20 protein-coding genes are annotated in these 18,118 nt (G+C 63.4%); 15 read left to right on the top strand and 5 right to left on the bottom strand.

Annotation, left to right across the window (positions count from 1 at the left end; genetic code table 11):
• Positions 1-225: 225 nt before the first annotated feature.
• The 4 genes from ACR64R_RS13490 to ACR64R_RS13475 all read left to right on the top strand — a co-directional run bounded on the left by ACR64R_RS13490 (position 226) and on the right by ACR64R_RS13475 (position 4,026).
• The gene (locus ACR64R_RS13490; RefSeq protein ID WP_487362105.1) at positions 226-1,590 is read left to right on the top strand and encodes an NAD(P)-dependent oxidoreductase; all 1,365 of its coding nucleotides are present in this window, start codon (positions 226-228) and stop codon (positions 1,588-1,590) included.
• Positions 1,591-1,592: 2 nt separating this feature from the next.
• Entirely contained in the window at positions 1,593-2,906 is a 1,314-nt protein-coding gene (preA, locus tag ACR64R_RS13485; RefSeq protein ID WP_487362433.1) for an NAD-dependent dihydropyrimidine dehydrogenase subunit PreA, read from the top strand.
• A 114-nt stretch (positions 2,907-3,020) separates the two neighbouring features.
• Entirely contained in the window at positions 3,021-3,539 is a 519-nt protein-coding gene (locus ACR64R_RS13480; RefSeq protein ID WP_487362104.1) for an RrF2 family transcriptional regulator, read from the top strand.
• Between the two features lie 28 nt (positions 3,540-3,567).
• Positions 3,568-4,026: a carboxymuconolactone decarboxylase family protein gene (locus ACR64R_RS13475; protein WP_487362103.1), complete on the top strand. Its 459-nt coding sequence runs from the start codon at positions 3,568-3,570 to the stop codon at positions 4,024-4,026.
• 58 nt (positions 4,027-4,084) lie between these two features.
• Here ACR64R_RS13475 and ACR64R_RS13470 read toward each other — a convergent pair whose 3' ends face one another.
• Positions 4,085-4,807 carry an SDR family oxidoreductase gene (locus ACR64R_RS13470; RefSeq protein WP_487362102.1) on the bottom strand — a complete coding sequence of 241 codons (723 nt, stop codon included), beginning with the start codon at positions 4,805-4,807 and terminating at the stop codon, positions 4,085-4,087.
• The gene (locus tag ACR64R_RS13465) at positions 4,804-5,649 is read right to left on the bottom strand and encodes an SDR family NAD(P)-dependent oxidoreductase (RefSeq protein WP_487362101.1); all 846 of its coding nucleotides are present in this window, start codon (positions 5,647-5,649) and stop codon (positions 4,804-4,806) included. The genes ACR64R_RS13470 and ACR64R_RS13465 overlap by 4 nt, the downstream gene beginning before the upstream one ends.
• A 103-nt stretch (positions 5,650-5,752) precedes the next feature.
• Between ACR64R_RS13465 and ACR64R_RS13460 the strand changes: the two genes are divergently transcribed.
• The gene (locus ACR64R_RS13460; RefSeq protein ID WP_487362100.1) at positions 5,753-6,625 is read left to right on the top strand and encodes a helix-turn-helix transcriptional regulator; all 873 of its coding nucleotides are present in this window, start codon (positions 5,753-5,755) and stop codon (positions 6,623-6,625) included.
• A gap of 54 nt (positions 6,626-6,679) precedes the next feature.
• Here ACR64R_RS13460 and ACR64R_RS13455 read toward each other — a convergent pair whose 3' ends face one another.
• The gene (locus tag ACR64R_RS13455) at positions 6,680-7,309 is read right to left on the bottom strand and encodes a TetR family transcriptional regulator C-terminal domain-containing protein (RefSeq protein WP_320252537.1); all 630 of its coding nucleotides are present in this window, start codon (positions 7,307-7,309) and stop codon (positions 6,680-6,682) included.
• A gap of 235 nt (positions 7,310-7,544) precedes the next feature.
• On the opposite strand from ACR64R_RS13455, the gene aptA reads away from it, so the two are divergent.
• Positions 7,545-8,873 (top strand): omega-aminotransferase AptA, encoded by a 1,329-nt coding sequence (aptA, locus tag ACR64R_RS13450; RefSeq protein ID WP_126060037.1) that lies wholly within the window; start codon positions 7,545-7,547, stop codon positions 8,871-8,873.
• A 98-nt stretch (positions 8,874-8,971) separates the two neighbouring features.
• Here the strand turns inward: aptA and ACR64R_RS13445 are convergent, their stop codons facing one another.
• Complete coding sequence (locus ACR64R_RS13445; protein WP_487362099.1) at positions 8,972-9,610, bottom strand: TetR family transcriptional regulator C-terminal domain-containing protein; 639 nt, start codon at positions 9,608-9,610, stop codon at positions 8,972-8,974.
• A 121-nt stretch (positions 9,611-9,731) separates the two neighbouring features.
• Here ACR64R_RS13445 and ACR64R_RS13440 point away from each other — a divergent pair, with 121 nt between their 5' ends.
• Genes ACR64R_RS13440 through ACR64R_RS13425 form a run of 4 tightly spaced genes read left to right on the top strand, consistent with a single transcriptional unit; the run spans position 9,732 to position 13,042 of the window.
• Positions 9,732-10,982, top strand: coding sequence for a Zn-dependent hydrolase (locus ACR64R_RS13440; protein ID WP_487362098.1), 1,251 nt, complete (start codon positions 9,732-9,734; stop codon positions 10,980-10,982).
• Positions 10,979-11,197: a hypothetical protein gene (locus ACR64R_RS13435; RefSeq protein WP_487362097.1), complete on the top strand. Its 219-nt coding sequence runs from the start codon at positions 10,979-10,981 to the stop codon at positions 11,195-11,197. Before ACR64R_RS13440 ends, ACR64R_RS13435 begins: the two co-directional genes overlap by 4 nt.
• Before the next feature lie 13 nt (positions 11,198-11,210).
• On the top strand, positions 11,211-12,662 hold the full coding sequence (gene hydA, locus ACR64R_RS13430) for a dihydropyrimidinase (protein WP_487362096.1): 1,452 nt from the start codon (positions 11,211-11,213) through the stop codon (positions 12,660-12,662).
• Between the two features lie 23 nt (positions 12,663-12,685).
• Entirely contained in the window at positions 12,686-13,042 is a 357-nt protein-coding gene (locus ACR64R_RS13425) for a hypothetical protein (protein WP_487362095.1), read from the top strand.
• An 86-nt stretch (positions 13,043-13,128) separates the two neighbouring features.
• On the opposite strand, the gene ACR64R_RS13420 is transcribed toward ACR64R_RS13425, so the two are convergent.
• A complete protein-coding gene (locus ACR64R_RS13420; RefSeq protein ID WP_487362094.1) occupies positions 13,129-13,533 on the bottom strand; it encodes a cupin domain-containing protein in 405 nt (134 codons plus the stop codon).
• Positions 13,534-13,652: 119 nt separating this feature from the next.
• Here ACR64R_RS13420 and ACR64R_RS13415 point away from each other — a divergent pair, with 119 nt between their 5' ends.
• From ACR64R_RS13415 to ACR64R_RS13395, 5 genes are all read left to right on the top strand, one after another.
• Complete coding sequence (locus ACR64R_RS13415; protein WP_487362093.1) at positions 13,653-14,444, top strand: ABC transporter ATP-binding protein; 792 nt, start codon at positions 13,653-13,655, stop codon at positions 14,442-14,444.
• A 13-nt stretch (positions 14,445-14,457) separates the two neighbouring features.
• The gene (locus ACR64R_RS13410; protein WP_487362092.1) at positions 14,458-15,336 is read left to right on the top strand and encodes an ABC transporter permease; all 879 of its coding nucleotides are present in this window, start codon (positions 14,458-14,460) and stop codon (positions 15,334-15,336) included.
• A complete protein-coding gene (locus ACR64R_RS13405) occupies positions 15,333-16,487 on the top strand; it encodes an ABC transporter permease (RefSeq protein WP_487362091.1) in 1,155 nt (384 codons plus the stop codon). Before ACR64R_RS13410 ends, ACR64R_RS13405 begins: the two co-directional genes overlap by 4 nt.
• Before the next feature lie 39 nt (positions 16,488-16,526).
• Positions 16,527-17,498, top strand: coding sequence for an ABC transporter substrate-binding protein (locus tag ACR64R_RS13400; RefSeq protein WP_487362090.1), 972 nt, complete (start codon positions 16,527-16,529; stop codon positions 17,496-17,498).
• A gap of 165 nt (positions 17,499-17,663) precedes the next feature.
• Positions 17,664-18,101 (top strand): CHRD domain-containing protein, encoded by a 438-nt coding sequence (locus ACR64R_RS13395; protein ID WP_487362089.1) that lies wholly within the window; start codon positions 17,664-17,666, stop codon positions 18,099-18,101.
• The last annotated feature ends 17 nt before the right edge of the window (positions 18,102-18,118 follow it).

Genomic DNA, 18,118 nt, shown 5'->3' with positions numbered 1-18,118 from the left:
GCCGATGCCTCGGTCAGCAGGGTTCCGGTGTGAACCGCGCGAGGTCGGCGCGGGCGCTGGGCCTCTGCGTTGGCGTGACCGGTAGGGGTGCCCCGCTCAGGCATAACATGAATGTGTTTGTCATATTTTTATACAAGCAATACAGTGACTTGGCCGAAAATTGACCAATTGATAAAAAAATAAAACGTGCTAGCCTTTCCCAAAACGACAACAAGGGGAGCTGGAATGGCGACTGGTCATTTCATCGAAGGCATCGCCGGCGGCCGGCTGTCTTCCGAGCAGTATGCCGAGAATTTTTCCGACCTGCATCCGCCGCTCGATCACCACGAGGCGCTGGTCGAATCGGACCGCTGCTATTTCTGCTACGACGCGCCGTGCATGAACGCATGCCCGACCTCGATCGACATCCCGCTCTTCATTCGCCAGATAGCGACCGGCAATCCGCTTGGCTCGGCCAAGACAATCTTCGACCAGAACATCCTCGGCGGCATGTGTGCCCGCGTCTGCCCGACCGAGACGCTGTGCGAAGAGGTCTGCGTGCGCGAGGTGGCTGAAGGCAAGCCGGTGCAGATCGGCCGGCTGCAGCGCTACGCCACCGATGTCGCCATGGACGAAGGCAAGCAATTCTACAAGCGCGCCGAGCCGACAGGCAAGACAGTCGCCGTGGTCGGCGCCGGACCGGCGGGGCTGGCGGCGGCGCACCGGCTTGCCCGCCACGGCCATGACGTGACGATACTAGAGGCGCGGCCGAAGGCAGGCGGGCTCAACGAGTATGGCATCGCCGCCTATAAGAGCGTCGACGACTTCGCCCAGGCCGAGGTCGACTATGTGACAGCGATCGGTGGCATAGACATCCAGAACGGCAAGGTGCTGGGCCGCGATTTCCAATTGGCCGACCTGATGCGCAACTACGATGCGGTATTCCTTGGCCTTGGCCTTGGCGGCGTCAACGCGCTGCGCGCCGAGGGCGAGGAGGCGGACGGCGTTGCCAATGCGGTCGAATTCATCTCGGAACTGCGCCAGGCAAGCGATCTCTCAAGCCTACCGGTCGGCCGGCGCGTCGTCGTCATCGGCGGCGGCATGACGGCGATCGACGCCGCGGTACAGTCGAAGCTGCTCGGCGCGGAAGAGGTGACGATCTGCTACCGGCGCGGCCGGGAGCATATGAACGCTTCGGAGTTCGAGCAGGACCTGGCCGCCGCCAATGGCGTCACCATTCGCCACTGGCTGCAGCCGAAGCGCGTCATCGCCGACAACGGCAAGGTTTCCGCGATCGAGCTCGAGTACACGGCGATGAATGGCGATACGCTCACCGGCACCGGCGAGCGCCTCACGCTCGTCGTCGACCAGGTATTCAAGGCGATCGGCCAGAGCTTCGTGCCGGCGCATCTCAACGGCAGCGGCGAAACCATCGATCTCGAAGGCGGGCGGATCAAGGTCGATGCCGAAGGCCGCACCTCGCTTGCGAAAGTCTGGGCTGGCGGCGACTGCATCTTCGGCGGCGACGATTTGACGGTCTCGGCCGTGGCGCAAGGGCGCGACGCGGCCGAGAGCATCCACCGGGCGCTGACCTCTAACGGGAGGGCATGAGCATGGCAGACATCCGCAACAATTTCGTCGGCATCAAGTCGCCCAATCCATTCTGGCTGGCGTCCGCGCCACCCACCGACAAGGCCTACAATGTCGAGCGCGCCTTCAAGGCCGGCTGGGGCGGCGTGGTGTGGAAGACGCTGGGTGAAGAAGGTCCGCCGGTCGTCAACGTCAACGGGCCGCGCTATGGCGCGATCTGGGGCGCCGACCGCCGGCTGCTCGGCCTAAACAACATCGAGCTGATCACCGACCGCGACCTGCAGACCAATCTGCGCGAGATGAAGCAGGTCAAGATGAACTGGCCGGATCGGGCGCTGGTCGCCTCGATCATGGTGCCTTGCGTCGAGGAGAGCTGGAAGGCGATCCTGCCGCTGGTCGAGGAGACCGGCGCCGACGGCATCGAGCTCAATTTCGGCTGTCCGCACGGGATGAGCGAGCGCGGCATGGGCTCGGCGGTCGGCCAGGTACCGGAATATATCGAGATGGTGGTGCGCTGGTGCAAGCAATATACGCGCATGCCCGTCATCACCAAGCTGACGCCCAACATCACCGACATCCGCAAGCCCGCCAGGGCGGCGCATGCCGGTGGCACCGACGCGGTGTCGCTGATCAACACGATCAACTCCATCACCGGCGTCGACCTCGACAGTTTCGCGCCGCAGCCGACCATCGACGGCAAGGGCTCGCACGGCGGCTATTGCGGCCCGGCGGTGAAGCCGATCGCCATGAACATGGTGGCCGAGATCGCGCGCGATCCTGAGACCCGCGGGCTGCCGATCTCCGGCATCGGCGGCATCACCACTTGGCGCGACGCGGCCGAATTCATGGCGCTCGGCGCCGGCAACGTGCAGGTTTGCACGGCTGCCATGACCTACGGCTTCAAGATCGTGCAAGAGATGATCGCGGGGCTGGAGAACTGGATGGACGAGAAGGGGCACGCCTCGCTCGCCGACATCATCGGCCGCGCCACGCCCAACGTCACCGACTGGCAGTATCTCAACCTCAACTATGTCGCCAAGGCGCATATCGACCAGGACGCCTGTATCAAATGCGGCCGCTGCCACATCGCCTGCGAGGACACCTCGCACCAGGCGATTACCCACATGGTCGACGGTGTCAGGCATTTCGAGGTTATCGAGGCCGAATGCGTCGGCTGCAATCTCTGCGTCAATGTCTGCCCGGTCGAAGGCTGCATCACCATGGAACCGCTGGCGGCGGGCGCGATCGACCAGCGCACCGGCAAGCCGGTGTCGCCGATCTACGCCAACTGGACGACGCACCCCAACAATCCGATGGCCAAGGTGGCCGCGGAATAAGAGCGCTCGATTTGGGTGAACAAGACGGCGCCTTCGGGCGCCGTTTTCTGTTTTACCTATTGCAGATAAAGATTATCCAGGATAAATGATATCCATGAATTGGAGATCGAAGCTATGAAGCTCGGCGACGGAGTCGAGGCGGCTATCCATTGCGCGGCGACGCTGGCAAGTGTCGATGGCAACAGCACGATGCCGGGCTCGGCTCTGGCCGAGGCGTTCGGCCTGTCGCCGAGCTATCTCCTCAAGCATCTGAACCAGCTGACGACGGCGCGCATCCTGGAATCACTGCCCGGGCCGACGGGCGGCTACCGGCTGGCGCGAGCGGCGGAACAGATCACGCTGCTGGATATCGTGCTGGCGGTCGGGGGACGGGAGCCCGCGTTCCGCTGCGGAGAGATCCGCCAGCGCGGCCCGGTCAAGATCGATGCCTCGGCCTATGTCAAACCCTGCGGCATAAATGTCGCGATGCTGAAGGCCGAGCGCGCTTACCGCGCGGCGCTCGCCGAAGTGAAGCTGTCCGACATCGTGGCAGAATACGCGGCCGAAGGCGATCCGCGATCCTATGCCGCGAGCTGCGCTTTCGTCGAGCGTAACCAGCGGCCGCAGAAATCCGCGTCATCCAAGCAGAAATAGACCCACCCAAAACCTGGAAGGAAAGACGATGAAACAGAGACTGCAGTTCTTTGCCAAGGCGCCGGAAATCATGAAGGCGGTGTCGGCGCTCAACAAGGCCGTGGACGAGTGCGGGCTGGAAGTGAGCCTGCTGCACCTGATCAAGCTCCGCGCTTCGCAGATCAATGGCTGCTCGTACTGCGTCGAAATGCACAGCCGCGAGGCGAAGCGCGACGGAGAGACCGAAACCCGCCTCTACCTCGTTGCAGCCTGGAAGGAATCGCCGCAGTTTTCCGAACGCGAACGCGCCGCTTTCGCATGGACCGAGGCGGTGACGCTGATCGCCGGCAATGGCGTGTCTGACGAACTCTATGCCAGCACGCTGGAGCATTTCTCGGAAGAGGAACTGGTCAAGCTCTCGGTCGCGCTCGGCATGATCAACACCTGGAACAGGTTGTGCGTTCCGTTCCACGCCATCCATCCGATGCCGGCCGCTAAGGCAGCCTGACTTCACTCAGCAATGGCGTGGGCCTGTGATGGGCCCACGCTTTTCTATCTTCAGGTCGTTAAGCCGCGAACCTCAAGCCGCCGTCGCAGGTCAGCACCTGACCGGTCATGAAGCCGTTGGAGACCAGGAAGGCGATCGCGTCGGCGACATCGTCGGCGCGGCCGATGCGGCCGACCGGCGTCTTGCCGGCATATTCGGCGAACACTGCCTGTCGCTGATCGTCCGGCAAAAAGTCCCACCATGGTGTATCGATGACACCAGGCGCTACGACATTGACGCGCAGCGGCTTCAACTCGACCGCCAGGATCGGCGCGACGGTCAGAAGCATGCCGTTGATGGCGCCGATGCCGGCGACGCCAGGGGCGGCGATCTGTGCCGAGACGGCCGAGATGAAGGTGACCGAACCGGCTTTGCCCAAAGTCGGCAAGGCCGCCTGCAGACAAGAGAGCTGTGGCCGGATCTTCTCGTCGACGCCGCTGCCGATGTCGGCGAGATCGAGCGTCGCGAACGGCCCCAGCCCTTTGCCGCCACTCGCGGCGAGGACAAGATGATCGAACGGGCCGAGCTCGGCGAAAAACCGTCCGACTTCATCCGGCTTCGTGGCGTCGAACGATGCCTTGCCGACGGTGCCGCCAAGGGTCGCCCAGGCGCTCTTGAGCTTGTCCTCGTTGCGGCCAGTGATCGTCACTTTCATTGTGGGGCTGACCAGCCGTTTGGCCGTGGCAAGACCGATACCGGATGAGCCGCCGACGATGACGCAATGTTCGATGGTGTAGCTCATGAGTGCCGTTCCTTGGATGTCGCAGAAGATTGTCCGGTCAGTTCGAGGCTCAGTGCCCGCAACCGGCGGCGGGCCTCCTCGTCATAGGCCTGTGCGTCGGCGCGCGATTCCCGCTGGCTGTCGAAATAGCGGCCGCTGCGTCCTTCGAGCGCCGGCGATGCGGCGAGGTTGATGATGGCGTCGGCACCGGTCTCAACCGAACTCCATGGCGTGACGCCGGCCTGGCGGACCATGGTCGTGTCCATATAGCTCGCCGGATGCAGCGCGTTGACGGTGACGCCGGTGCCGTCGAGCTGCTCGGCCAGGTCGATGGTGAACAGGATCTGCGCCAGCTTGCTCTGGCAATAGGCGCGCATGCCGTTATAGCCATGCGTCAGCATCACGTCGTCGAACTCGATCGCCTGCTGGCCGGCCGAGGCGACGTTGATAATGCGCGCCGGCGCGCTTGCCTTGAGCAGCGGCAGAAGTTCCGCGGTCAGCAGGAAACCGGCGAGATAGTTGACGGCGAAGCGCAGCTCATAGCCGTCGGCGCTGACCTGCCGCTTCGCGCCCTGACCACCGGTACCCACGCCGGCATTGTTGATCAGGACATCGAGCCGATCGGTCCTTGCGCGCACCGCTTCAGCAAGGCGGCGCACTTCGGCGAGCGAAGCGAGGTCGGCGGCGAGAAACTCCGCCTTGCCACCCTTTGCCTCCATGGCGGTCACGACCGCCTTGCCGCGGCCTGCGTCGCGGCCGTGCACCAGCACGCGGGCGCCGGCGGCGCCGAGCCTTTCGGCAACCAAGCGGCCGACGCCGTCAGTCGAGCCCGTGATGAGAATGGTTTTGTCCTTGAGTTCCATGTTCGGAGCCTCCTTGCGCTGCTCCGAACGAGAAGATGGGACACAGCACCGAGCCTAAACAGTTCAAACTTTATCCTGGTATCGGTACTGCTATAATACGCACATGGATACCGTTGCCCATTCCCCCGAAGATCACCGCCGGCGCGAGCTCGGCGCCTTCCTGCGTTCGCGGCGCGAAAGACTTTCGCCTGATGCCGCCGGCATCGCTTGCGGCGCACGGCGGCGCACGCCCGGCCTCAGGCGCGAGGAAGTGGCGATGATCGCCGGTGTCGGCACGACCTGGTACACGTGGCTCGAGCAGGGCAGGGACGTGCGGCCCTCGGTCGAGGTGCTGTCGGCGCTCTGCCAGGCGCTGCGGCTCGACGGCGCCGAGCAGCGGCATTTGTTCACGCTCGCCGGCCGCCAGCAGCCGGAGCGGCGGCGCATCGTTGCGGGCAAGGTCGATGGACCTTTGCTGCATATGCTGCAAAGCCTGGTCCTGCAGCCCGCCTATGTAGTCGGCCCGCGCTGGGACGTGCTGGCCTGGAATGACGCTGCGGTCGCCATCTTCGGCGACTACGGCCTCTTGGAGGGCGATGCCCGCAACATCATCCACGGCGTCTTCACCGATCCGCATCGGCGGCATCTGTTGGTCGACTGGGAACAGGTAGCTCGTGCAACGCTCGCCGCGTTCCGCGCCGAGAGCGCGAAATATACCGGTGATCCGGATTTCGAGCGGTTGATCGCGCTGATGATGCGTTCAAGCCCGGAGTTCCGCGAGTGGTGGCCGCAACGCGATGTGGTGCACCGGCTCTACGGCCTGAAGCATCTGCGCCACCCGATCGCCGGCGCGATGACGTTCGAGCATATGAGCCTGTCGATCGACGACGGCTCGGACATGCGATTGATCGTCTACACGCCTCTGGCGGAGCAGAACTCGGTAGCGAAGCTGCAAAAATTGCTGAATTGCCAGCGAGCCGAACGGCGCAGTGCTTGAAGGCGAGAGGCTGCGGCCAATCCGCAGGGGCGGCGCCAACCAAACCACGAGGCGCTAGCCCTTCGGCTTCAGCCCATCGAGGAACAACTGCTCCAGGAAGCGCGCGGCGTCCTCGAAGCGGCCGTCCCCGCCTCGGTCGGCGCCCAGCACGGCCCGCACCTGAACGTCGAAATCGGCGTAATGCTGCGTCGTCGCCCAGATCGAGAAGATCAGGTGCCAGGGGTCGGTGCGGGCAATCTTGCCGGCGCGCATCCAGCCCTTGATGACGGTTGCTTTCTCGTCGACCAGCGTCTTCAGTTCGCCCTCCAGCATCGGCTTGATGCGCGGCGCGCCCTGCAGGATCTCGTTGGCGAAGAGCCGGCTTTCGCGTGGAAAGTCGCGGGCCATTTCGAGCTTCCTGCGGATGTAGCTTCTGAGCTCGGTCAGCGGATCGCCGATGTCGTCAAGCTCCCGGAGCGGCGCCAGCCAGGTGTCGAGAAGGCGCTGCATTAACGTCTCGTGAATGTCCTCCTTGCGGCGGAAGTAATAGAGGAGGTTCGGCTTCGACATGCCGGCGGCTTCGGCGATCTGGTCGATGGTCGAGCCGCGAAAGCCGTTGGCGGAGAAGACCTCGAGCGCGGCTTCCAGGATGAGCTCACGCTTTTCCTGCTGGATGCGGGTGCGGCGGGGAGCGGAGCCTTCCATCGTGTCCGTCATCCTTGCCGGCCGCCGCGCTGGCTTCCTGGACCAATTCTCTGGACCAGTTTTTCCTGAGGCTGTGGAGCGCGCTTTTTGTGCGGCATTTCCGCTAGTAATCCCCTGACCGCCGACAGGCGGCGCTAACGTTTGTCCAACCGGTCAAAATTTTGCGTAGCACGAAAACGCAGCGAAGACCAAGCGTTGGCCGCACCGAAACAGGTTACAAGGGGAAGTCTTGGTCATGTCCAACCGGCTGAAAGTCACGCCGAACGATCTCAGCGCATTCTGGATGCCGTTCACGGCAAACCGCCAGTTCAAGCAGGCGCCGCGCATGTTCGTGTCCGCCAAGGACATGCATTACACGACAAGCGACGGGCGCAAGGTGCTCGACGGCACCGCGGGCCTCTGGTGCGTGAACGCCGGCCACTGCCGGCCGAAGATCACCGAGGCGATCCAGCATCAGGCTGCTGAACTCGACTACGCGCCCGCCTTCCAGATGGGCCACCCGATCGTGTTCGAGCTGGCGAACCGCCTGGTCGATATCGCGCCCAAGGGCATGGACCATGTTTTCTTCACCAATTCCGGTTCGGAATCGGTCGAGACCGCGCTGAAAATGGCGATCGCCTATCACCGCGTCAGGGGCGAGGGTTCGCGCACCCGACTGATCGGCCGTGAGCGCGGTTATCACGGCGTCAATTTCGGCGGCATCTCGGTCGGCGGCATCGTTTCCAATCGCAAGATGTTCGGCACGCTGCTCGGCGGCGTCGACCATCTGCCGCACACGCACCTGCCGGAGAAGAACGCCTTCTCGAAGGGTGTGCCGGAGCATGGCGCGGAACTCGCCAATGATCTCGAGCGGCTGATCGCGCTGCATGACGCCTCGACCATCGCGGCCGTCATCGTCGAACCGGTCGCCGGGTCCACCGGCGTCATCCTGCCGCCGAAGGGCTATCTGCAGAAGCTTCGGGAAATCTGCACGAAGCACGGCATATTGTTGATTTTCGATGAAGTGATCACCGGCTTCGGCCGCCTCGGCGCGCCGTTCGCGGCCGACTATTTCGGTGTCACGCCGGATATCATGACCACCGCCAAGGGCGTATCCAACGGCGTCATCCCGATGGGCGCGGTGTTCGTCAAGAAGGAGATCCACGACGCCTTCATGACCGGCCCGGAGCACATGATCGAGTTCTTCCACGGCTACACCTACTCGGGCAATCCGATCGCCTGCGCCGCGGCGCTCGGCACTTTGGACACCTACAAGGAAGAGGGCCTGCTGACGCGCGGCGAGGAACTGGCGCCTTACTGGGAAGACGCGCTGCATTCGCTCAAGGGCGAGCCGCACGTGATCGACATCCGCAACATCGGCCTGATCGGCGCGATCGAGCTGGCGCCGATCGCCGGCAGCCCGACCAAGCGGGCGTTCTCGGCCTTCGTCAAGGCCTTCGAGCGCGGCGCCCTGATCCGCACCACCGGCGATATCATCGCGCTGTCGCCGCCGCTGATCATCACCAAGGGCCAGATAAACGAGCTGATCGATCATGTTCGCGACGTTCTGAGGTCCATCGACTGACGGGCCGGTGCGGATATCCCTCCCCGTCGAGGGGAGGGTGTCCGTGAGACAGCTGGCCGAGGTCGACGCCGACGCGCCGATCCTGAGGGCGGTCTGAATCAGGCGGGCAGCGCGCCGATACCGGTCAGGATCACCCGCTTGATATTCTCCTTGGCCTCCTGCCATTGCCGGCTGGACAGGGGCTTGCCGCCGTTGAGCGTCTCGATCTGGTGGCCGAAATCGGCATAGTGCTGGGTCGTGGCCCAGAGCATGTAGAGCAGATGACGCGGGTCCACCGGGTCCATCTTGCCCTCATCGATCCAGCGCTTGATGATCGCGACGCGGCCGTCGGTCCATTCGCGCAGCGTCGATTCCATATAGTCCTGAAGCACCGGCGCCCCGTGCATCACCTCGGAGGCCCAGACCTTCGAACCGTCCGGGTGGCGACGCGATATTTCCATCTTGGCGTCGATATAGGCGCTGATGCCGTCTATCGGCCCGCGCGCCGCGTCGAAGCAATTGGCCGCCTGCAGCCAGATCTCGAAGATGTTCTGGACGACGGACCGGTAGAGCTCTTCCTTGGTGGCGAAATAATAGTGGAGATTTGCCTTTGGCAGGCCCGCCAGGTCGGCGATCAACTGCATTGTGGCGCCGCCAAAACCCGCCTCGGCGAATACCTTTTCAGCGGCGAGCAGAATGGCTTTTTCATTCTCCCGCCTTATGTCCTGGCGCCGCATTGGACGGGTGGATTCGGTCATGTCTCCCCCAAGATTCTCGTTGACCGCTTGGTCAGGTTGTGTAGTCTGAAAGCTGACCATACGGTCAGGATGCAAACCACTCAAGGGGCGACAAGACCCCGGATGTAAATGGGAACCGCAAATGGCCGCACCCGGCGAGAATCTTCGAATCAATTCAGACCGTTTGTGGGACACCCTGATGGAGATGGCGAAGATCGGCCCCGGGATCGCCGGCGGCAACAATCGCCAGACGCTCACCGATTCCGACAAGGAGGGCCGCGCGCTGTTCAAGTCGTGGTGCGACGAGGCCGGGCTCTCGATGGGCGTCGATCAGATGGGCACCATGTTCATGACGCGCGCCGGCACCGATCCGAACGCGCTGCCGGTCTATGTCGGTTCCCACCTCGATACCCAGCCCACCGGCGGCAAATATGACGGTGTGCTCGGCGTGCTCTCGGCGCTCGAGGTCGCGCGTTCGCTCAACGATCTCGGCATCAAGACGAAGCATCCGATCGTCGTCACGAACTGGACCAACGAGGAGGGCGCGCGCTTCGCGCCGGCCATGCTCGCCTCCGGCGTGTTCGCCGGCGTGCACACGCTGGATTACGCCTACGCCCGCAAGGATATGGAAGGCGCAACCTTCGGCGACGAACTGAAGCGGATCGGCTGGGTCGGCGACGAGAAGGTCGGCGCTCGCAAGATGCATGCCTATTTCGAGTACCACATCGAGCAGGGGCCGATCCTGGAGGCGCAGAACAAGCAGATCGGCGTGGTGACCCACTGCCAGGGCCTGTGGTGGCTGGAATTCACGCTGACCGGCCGGGAGGCGCATACCGGCTCGACGCCGATGAACATGCGCGTCAATGCCGGGCTGGCCATGGCGCGTATCCTGGAGATGGTGCAGACCGTCGCCATGGAGAACCAGCCCGGCGCCGTCGGCGGCGTCGGACAGGTCAAGTTCACGCCCAATTCGCGCAACGTTTTGCCGGGCACCGTCGTCTTCACCGTCGACATCCGCTCGCCCGACCGGGTGAAGCTCGACGGAATGCGCGCCCGCATCGAGAAGGAAGCGCCGAAGATCTGCGAGGCGCTCGGCGTGAAATGTTCGGTCGAGGCGGTCGGCCATTTCGATCCGATAACCTTCGATCCGACGCTGGTCGGCCGCGTGCGCACCGCCGCCGAGAAGCTCGGCTACAGCCACATGGACATCGTTTCCGGCGCCGGCCACGATGCCTGCTGGGCGGCCAAGGTCGCGCCGGCGACCATGGTCATGTGCCCCTGCGTGGGCGGTCTCAGCCACAACGAGGCCGAGGAGATCTCCAAGGAGTGGGCGGCGGCCGGCGCCGACGTGCTGTTCCACGCGGTGGTCGAGACAGCGGGTATCGTGGAATGAGGATCGTCAATAGGGGCACAGGGCAAGAGGCCGTGCCGGTTGACGGTCTGTACCAATGCTTCCCAAAGAGCGAAAACAATCGCGGGAAAGCAGTTCGGTTTGCCACGATCGAAAAGGCGGCTGCCTTTCTCTGCGAAAACGTCGAATGGGGCATTTACATGAACCCAGGCGGCGCCTTGGTCTATCGCGATATCGTGATCGAGCGGGACGAATAGTTGGGAGATAAAGATGACCAAAGTGATCAGGAACGGCACCATCGTCACCGCCGACCGCACGTGGAAGGCCGATGTGCTGATGCAGCACGGCAAAATCGTCGCCATCGGCTCGAACCTGCATGGTGACCATGAGTTCGACGCCACGGGCTGTTATGTCATGCCGGGCGGCATCGATCCGCATACCCACCTCGAAATGCCTTTCATGGGTACCTATTCGGCCGACGATTTCGAATCCGGCACCCGCGCCGCGCTTTCCGGCGGCACGACGATGGTGGTCGATTTCTGCCTGCCGGCACCGCAACAGTCGCTGCTGGAGGCCCTGCAGATGTGGGACAACAAGACCTCGAAGGCGTCGTGCGATTATTCCTTCCATATGGCGATAACCTGGTGGGGCAAGCAGGTGTTCGACGAGATGGCGACCGTCGTCGACAGGGGCATCACCTCGTTCAAGCACTTCATGGCCTATAAGGGCGCGCTGATGGTCGACGACGACGAGATGTATGCGTCGTTCCAGCGCTGCGCCGATCTCGGCGCGCTGCCGCTCGTCCACGCCGAAAACGGCGACGTGGTCGCCGCGCTCTCGCAAAAGCTCCTTGCCGCCGGCAACAACGGCCCGGAAGGCCACGCTTATTCGCGCCCGCCGGAAGTGGAGGGAGAGGCCACAAACCGCGCCATCATGATCGCCGACATGGCCGGCGTGCCGCTCTATGTCGTGCATGTCTCCTGCGAGCAGAGCCATGAAGCCATCCGGCGCGCCCGCCAGAAGGGCATGCGGGTGTTCGGCGAGCCGCTGATCCAGCACCTGACGCTCGACGAGACCGAATATTTCAACAAGGATTGGGACCACGCGGCGCGTCGCGTGATGAGCCCGCCCTTCCGCAACAAGCTTCACCAGGATTCGCTGTGGGCCGGCCTGCAGGCCGGATCGCTGCAGGTCGTGGCGACCGACCATTGCTCCTTCACCACCAAGCAGAAGCGCAACGGTGTCGGCGATTTCACCAAGATCCCGAACGGCACGGGCGGGCTCGAGGATCGCCTGCCGGTCCTGTGGACGACAGGCGTCAACACCGGCCGCCTGACGATGAACGAGTTCGTCGCGGTGACCTCGACCAACATAGCCAAGATCCTCAACATGTATCCGAAGAAGGGCGCGATCGTCGAAGGCGCCGACGCCGATATCATCGTCTGGGACCCGAAGCGCAAGAAGACCATCTCGGCCAAGAAGCAGCAGTCGGTGATCGACTACAACGTCTTCGAAGGCGTCGAGGTGACCGGTCTGCCGCGCTTCGTCTTCTCGCGCGGCGAACTCTCGATCGAGGAGGCCGATGTCAAGGCCAAGGCCGGCCATGGCGAGTTCGTCGCCCGCGAGCCGAACGCCGCCGTCAACCGTGCACTCTCGACCTGGAAGGAGATTTCCGCGCCGCGCAAGGTGGAGCGTTCCGGCATTCCGGCAACCGGGGTCTAACGATGAGGGCTCTTCATCTTGCCTTGGCTGCAGCGGCGATTGTGGCCGCCGGTCAGGCTCACGGCGCGGGCATAGACCTCAGCAAGCCTTATGGCGACAAATATGGCTGCATCAACCGGAACGGGCAGGAGGTGGCTGCTGACAAGATGCTGCTCGTGACCGACAAGGAACTGATCACGGCGGCCAGCGCCTGCACCTTCAGCGACAAGCAGGCCCAGGCCGACGGCTCGCTGGTGGTGACGGCAAAATGCGAAGCCGAAGGCGAAGAGGGACAGGCGCCGGCCAAGTTCACCATCAAGCGCAGCGCGAAGGACGCGAAGAAGCTGGTGGTGGCCGACGAAGACGGCAATCTGATGGGCGAAGTCGCGCGATGCAAATGACGGCGACCCCGTCGGTTCCTGTGGGACGTATTGGTTCCGGCCGCATTTATGCGACGCCAAGCGATGCCGCTTGGCTGCAAAATGCCCTAGGCGACGAGCCCATCCAGTTCGGGCAACAGGACGACGCTTTCCTGCTCGTTGGGATCGGTGCGGGCGATGACGGCCGAAGAGGGGGCGCCGCTCAGATTGGCCGGCAGATGCGGCACGCCGGCCGGGATGTAGAAAAGGTCGCCGGCCTTGACGATGACGTGATGCTCGAGCCGGTCGCCATACCAGGTGTGGACTTCGCCGGAGAGCACATAGATCGCCGTCTCGTGGCTTTCATGCTTATGCGCCTTGGCTCGGGCGCCGGGCGGCATGGTGAGAAGATGCATGCAGATGCCGGACGAGCCGACGGTTTCGGCGGCGATGCCGGCGAAATAGCTCAGCCCCTGCTTGCCCTCATAGGTGCTTTCGGGGCGAACGAGATGACAGGTGGGTTTAGGCGGCATCGGCAAGGCTCCGGGCGGCGTCGATCGGGTGGGACAGGACGAGTGGAAAGCAACGCTATCATAAAATCAACCGGTTTGCGGGGATCGCGGCAGCGGCTGCGACAGGCGGGCTCCAGCCAATGACCGGACAGTCGCCAGCCGTCGTCGCGGCAAGCAAGCTCGGCCTCACCTTCCAGACCAATGATGGTCCGGTGCAGGCGCTCTCCAATGTCGATCTTACCGTCGACAAGGGCGAATTCGTCTCGTTCATCGGCCCGTCCGGCTGCGGCAAGACGACTTTTCTGCGCGTCATCGCCGACCTGGAAAGGGCGACATCCGGAACGATCTCCGTCAACGGACTGACGCCCGAGCAGGCGCGCGAGAAGCGCTCCTACGGTTATGTCTTCCAGGCCGCCGCGCTGTTCCCGTGGCGTACGATCGAGCGCAACGTTGCGCTGCCTCTCGAGGTCATGGGGTTGAGCCAGGCCGAGCAGGCGGAGCGCATCAAGCGCACGCTGGCGCTGGTCAACCTCTCGGGCTTCGAGAAGAAGTATCCCTGGCAGCTCTCCGGCGGCATGCAGCAGCGCGCCTCGATCGCGCGCGCGTTAGCCTTCGACGCGGACCTGCTTTTGATGGACGAGCCGTTCGGCGCGCTTGACGAGATTGTGCGCGACCATCTGAACGAACAGCTTCTCGATCTCTGGGACCGCACCAACAAGACGATCTGCTTCGTTACCCATTCGATCCCCGAGGCTGTCTACCTGTCGACCCGCATCGTGGTGATGTCGCCGCGGCCCGGCCGCGTCACAGACATCATCGAATCGACGCTGCCGAGGAAGCGTCCGCTCGACATCCGCGAAACGCCGGAGTTCCTGGCGATCGCCGCGCGCGTGCGCGACGGCTTGAGGGCTGGGCACAGCTATGATGATTGAGGCGCCCTGCTAGATGGATAGCTTCCGCTCCAAGATCGTTCCCGTCACCAGCATCCTCGCTGGAGCGGTGGTGCTGTGGTATGTCTTCGCCGTCATCCTCAACGCGCCGTTCCAGCGCGACCTCGACGCCAGGGCCAACGCGACCCCCGGAACAGTAGAGTTCATCGGCAAGACACTGTCGCAGCCGAAGCCGACGCTGCCGGCGCCGCACCAGGTGGCGGTGAATTTCTTCGAAAACACCTTCCTGCGGTCCGTCACCTCGAACCGAAGCCTCGTCTACAACGCTTGGGTGACGCTCTCCTCGACGCTGCTCGGCTTCGCCTTCGGCACCGCGCTTGGCATCGTCATCGCGGTCGGCATCGTGCACGTGACGACGCTCGACCGCAGCCTGATGCCATGGATCATCGCCTCGCAGACGATACCGATCCTGGCAGTGGCGCCGATGATCATCGTGGTGCTGGCGGCGATCGGCGTGACCGGGCTGATCCCCAAGGCGCTGATCTCCACCTATCTGTCGTTCTTCCCCGTCACGGTCGGCATGGTGAAAGGCCTGCGCTCCCCCGAGCTCACGCACCTCGATCTCATGCACACCTATAACGCCAGCGCCTCGCAGACATTCTGGAAGCTCAGGGTGCCGGCCTCGGTGCCGTTCCTGTTCACCTCGATGAAAGTGGCGGTGGCGGCGAGCCTGGTCGGCGCCATCGTGGGCGAGTTGCCTACGGGCGCCGTCGCCGGCATCGGCGCCAAGCTTCTGGCCGGCGCTTATTACAGCCAGACGATCGACATCTGGTCGGCGCTGGTCGCGGGTTCCGTGGTCGCGGCGCTGCTGGTTATGGTCGTTGGCATTGCCGGGCGACTCGTCGATCGCGCGATGGGCGGGAGGCCGGCATGAGCTGGTTGAAACCTTCCTGGCAATCGGTGCTGGCGATTGCGCTGTGCCTCATCGCATTCGCGCTCGGCGCAATGACGAAGCCGGAAGCCGCCGCGCTGGCAGAGCCGGCAGCGACGCTGGCCTACCCCTATATGGGTACGAAGGCGCTAATCATCGGACTGGTGCTCATCGCGGCGCTGGTTTCGACCGCAAAACTGACTCCGCTCGTGGAGGCCATCTTGCTCTTCGTCGGCGCGCATGCCGCCGCCTGGGTCCTGATCAAGGGCATAGCCGGTTTCGAAGGCACGGCGCTGGCGCCGTATTTCCTGCTGCTTGCCGCGGCCTGGCTTCTCGCCTGGCGCTGTGTTGCCCTGCTTTCGTCGCTGCGCCCGACGCTGGGCTGGGCGAAGACTGTGCTGCGCCTTATCATCCCGGCGATCTTCGGCGCCTGGATACTGATCATCTGGGAGGCGGTGACGCGCGGCGCTGGCATCCCGTTCATCCTTCTGCCGCCGCCGAGCGCCATCGGCGCGCGCATCGCCAACTCGTTGCCGATCCTGGGCTCGGATGTGCGGCAGACGATCTTCAAGGCGGTACTGATCGGCTATATCGTGGGCAACCTCGCCGGCTTCGCCGTCGCCATCCTCGCCGACCGCGTGCCGTTCCTGCGGCGCGGCCTGCTGCCGATAGGCAATATGGTTTCGGCGCTGCCGATCATCGGTGTCGCGCCGATCATGGTCATGTGGTTCGGCTTCGACTGGCCGTCCAAGGCCGCGGTCGTCATCATCATGACCTTCTTCCCGATGCTGGTGAACACGGTCGCGGGGCTGACCGCTTCCGGGCATATGGAGCGCGACCTGATGCGCACCTACGCGTCGTCCTATTGGCCGACTTTGCTGAAACTCAGGCTGCCGGCGGCGATGCCGTTCATCTTCAACGCGCTGAAGATCAACTCGACGCTGGCGCTGATCGGCGCCATCGTCGCGGAGTTCTTCGGCACGCCGGTGGTCGGCATGGGATTCCGCATCTCGACGGAAGTCGGGCGCATGAACATCGACATGGTTTGGGCCGAAATCGCGGTTGCAGCCCTTGCGGGTTCGGTCTTTTATGGCGTGGTCGCTCTCATCGAGAGAGCCGTCACGTTTTGGCATCCCTCTGTCCGTGGTGGATAGGGGCGGTGGGTTCGGGTGCTAACTTCAGAGGGTAAAAACATGAAAAGACTTATTGTTTCCGCTTTGGCCGGTGCGATGTCCCTGGCCGCGTTCCAGGCGATGGCGGCCGACAAGGTTACGTTGCAGTTGAAATGGGTCACGCAGGCCCAGTTCGCCGGCTACTATGTCGCAAAGGCCAAGGGCTTCTACGATGCCGAGGGCCTCGACGTCGACATCAAGCCGGGCGGTCCGGACATCGCGCCGGAGCAGGTGATCGCCGGCGGCGGCGCCGACGTCATCGTCGACTGGATGGGCGGCGCGCTCGCGGCCCGCGACAAGGGCGTTATGCTCGTCAACATCGCCCAGCCGTTCAAGAAGGCGGGCATGGAACTGGTCTGCCCCAAGAACGGACCGATCAAGACGGAAGCCGACTTCAAGGGGCATACGCTTGGCGTCTGGTTCTTCGGCAACGAATATCCGTTCTACGCCTGGATGAACAAGATCGGCCTCAAGACCGATGGCGGTCCGGACGGTGTCACCGTCCTCAAGCAGAGCTTCGACGTGCAGCCGCTTATCCAGAAGCAGGCCGACTGCATCTCGGTGATGACCTACAACGAATACGGTCAGGTGCTGGACGCCGGCTACAAGCCGGAGGATCTGGTCGTGTTCAACTATTCGGCCATGGGCAACGACCTTCTGGAAGACGGGCTCTACACGCTTGAGGACAAGCTCAAGGATCCGGCTTTCGAGGACAAGATGGTGCGCTTCGTACGCGCCTCGATGAAGGGTTGGAAATACGCTACGGAGAACACCGACGAAGCGGCCGGGATCGTCGTCGACGCCGGAGGCCAGGACGAAAACCACCAGAAATTCATGATGAAGGAAGTCGCCAAGCTGATCGACAATGCCGACGGCAAGCTGATACCGGCCGCTTACGAGCGCACCGCCAAAGCTCTGCTCGACCAGAAGATCATCAGCAAGGAGGCAAGCGGCGCCTATACGACCGCGATCACCGACAAGGCGATCAAGTAAGGTCGGGGCTCGACAGCCGATTTCAAAGGGGCGGGAAACCGCCCCTTTTTTGTATTCGCGGTAAAATTAACGTGTGCAGGGATACTTCGAGGCGGCCAAGCGTTTGATCGATGCACCCGCGCGCAGGGGAGCAGCGAAGGGTGCTGCAACCAACGGAGGTTCTTCATGCGCATCCTATCAATGCCGATGCTTTCGGCTTTGGCCGTCTCGGCAGCCTTTCTCATCGCATCGCCGGCCATGGCCGAGACGATGAAATTCAAGGCGACGCTCGACGGTAGCCAGCAGAGCCCGCCCGTCACCACAAAGGGGAAGGGGACCGCCACATTCACCTTCGACAGCACAAGCAAGAAACTCACCTGGAACGTCAAATATTCCGGTCTGAGCGGCCCGGCCGTGGCTGCCCACATCCACGGTCCCGCCGATATGGGCGCGAACGCGGATCCGGTCATTCCGTTCAAGAACCTGAAGAGCCCGATCAAGGGCTCGGCTACGCTCACCGACGCCCAAGCAGCCGATCTGGAAGCCGGAAAATACTACGTCAATGTCCACACCGCCAAGAACAAGAACGGCGAGATCCGCGGCCAGATCGAGAAAGCGATGTAAAGACAGAAGAGGGGCGG

Source organism: Mesorhizobium sp. MC2-1-1 (genome assembly GCF_057597255.1).
Note: the sequence above shows the minus strand (reverse complement) of the source record. Positions and strands in the feature narration are given on the sequence as shown.